Raw genomic sequence first — 1,833 nt, 5'->3', positions numbered from 1 at the left:
CCTAATCCCTTGCTAAGGGCGTTCCGAGAGAGCGGTTGTTCCTCGGGATGTTCGAGTGCCGGATCGTGACATCTAGTGGCTGCCGGGCGGGCAACGCCTCGCTTTAGACAGTGTGCGCGGTCCTGGTGCTTGTGGTGGTGGCGGTCTCGTGGGCGCCGACGGATGCCTTGGATCCACCCGGCCGGGAGGCCCCTTCGCAGAGCGGCGGCGTCCGGTGCCTTCACGGCCGCCACCACGATGAAGAAGTTGACGGTCGTGGGCGTCGAGCGGATGTCTTGTTGGCACTAGACCTTCGAGGTCTCTTCGAAGATGGGCGACCGCTCGGCGCCTTCGACCGTCAACACTCGCCACCTGATCGCTCGTTGATGTTTGTGGTGCGAGCCCGCCGCACGGTGATCTCTTGTTACGCCCGAGCCGCTTGAGCTCCTGCGGAGACCGAGGCCCGTGGGGTGCGCTGGTGCCACGAACGGCTAGTGAGGTGGAGGCACATCCGCAGGGCGGTTGATGCCTGGGATTAGGTCGCTCGCGTGGCCCGCATGCGCTCGTGACCAGCGTAAACACCTGCACTTCAGGGAGGGACATCTTGATCTACTGTGGAATCGACTGGGCGGAACGCACTCACGACGTCGCCCTGGTCGACGACGCCGGCACACTGGTCGCCAAGCGGCACATCACCGACGACGCGGCCGGCTACAGGCTCCTGCTGGAGCTGCTCGCCGAGCACGGCGACACCGAGGAGAACCCCATTCCCGTGGCGATCGAGACCTCCCGGGGTCTGCTGGTCGCGGTGCTGCGGACTGGGAAGCGGAAGGTGTACGCGATCAACCCGATGGCCGCCGCCCGCTACCGCGACCGCCACTCGGTCTCCCGGAAGAAGTCCGACCCCGGCGACGCCCTGGTCCTGGCAAACATCCTGCGCACCGACATGCACGCCCACCGGCCCCTGCCCGGCGACTCCGACCTTGCACGCTCGATCGCTGTCCTGGCCCGCGCCCAGCAGGATGCTCTGTGGAACCGGCAGCAGATCGCCAACCAGCTCCGCTCCCTTCTGCGCGAGTACTACCCAGCCGCCCTGGCAGCCTTCGCCACCTGGTCCAACGGCCTGTGCCGCCCGGAAGCACGTGAACTGCTGAAGGCCGCACCGACCCCCTCTCGGGCCGCGCGGCTGACCCGCACCCAGCTCCAGGCCGCCCTGAAGCGAGCTGGCCGCAAGCGCGGCATCGAGGCGGAGGCCGACCGCGTCCGCGACGTCTTCCGCGCCGAGTGGGCCCACCAGCCGCCGCTGGTCGAGGACGCGCTCGGCAAACAGATGCTCGCCCTCCTCATCCAGCTGGAAGCCGCCTGCACCGCAGCCGACCAGCTCGCCGAGGCGGTGGAAGAGGCGTTCCCTCAGCACCCGGACGCCGAGATCCTGCTGAGCTTCCCCGGGCTCGGCATCCAGCTCGCCGCCCGGATCCTGGCTGAAATCGGGGACGACCGCACCCGCTTCGCCGACGCTCGCGGCCTGAAGGCATACGCCGGCTCCTCCCCGGTCACCAGGGCCTCCGGCAAGAAGTCGGCCATCACACGGCGGTGGGTGAAGAACGACCGACTCAACCACGCCGGATACCTCTGGGCCTTCGCCTCACTCCGAGCATCTGCCGGAGCCAACGCCCACTACCGGCGACGACGCGAGCACGGCGACTGGCACGCCGCCGCCCAGCGCAACCTCTTCAACCGCATGATCGGCCAGCTCTACCACTGCCTCCAGCACTGCAAGCCGTTCGACGAACACACCGCCTTTCCCACCGAACTCGCCGCTGCGGCTTGACGCGTTGGCATCGTGAGGTGTCT

General features: G+C 68.1%; 1 protein-coding gene. It reads left to right on the top strand.

Translation table 11 applies throughout. The annotated features are described in order from the left end of the window. The first annotated feature begins 583 nt into the window (after nt 1–583). The gene (locus tag ACWCXB_RS36530; protein WP_450728804.1) at nt 584–1,810 is read left to right on the top strand and encodes an IS110 family transposase; all 1,227 of its coding nucleotides are present in this window, start codon (nt 584–586) and stop codon (nt 1,808–1,810) included. The last annotated feature ends 23 nt before the right edge of the window (nt 1,811–1,833 follow it).

The organism is Streptomyces sp. NPDC001514 (assembly GCF_053597075.1).
Note: the sequence above shows the minus strand (reverse complement) of the source record. Positions and strands in the feature narration are given on the sequence as shown.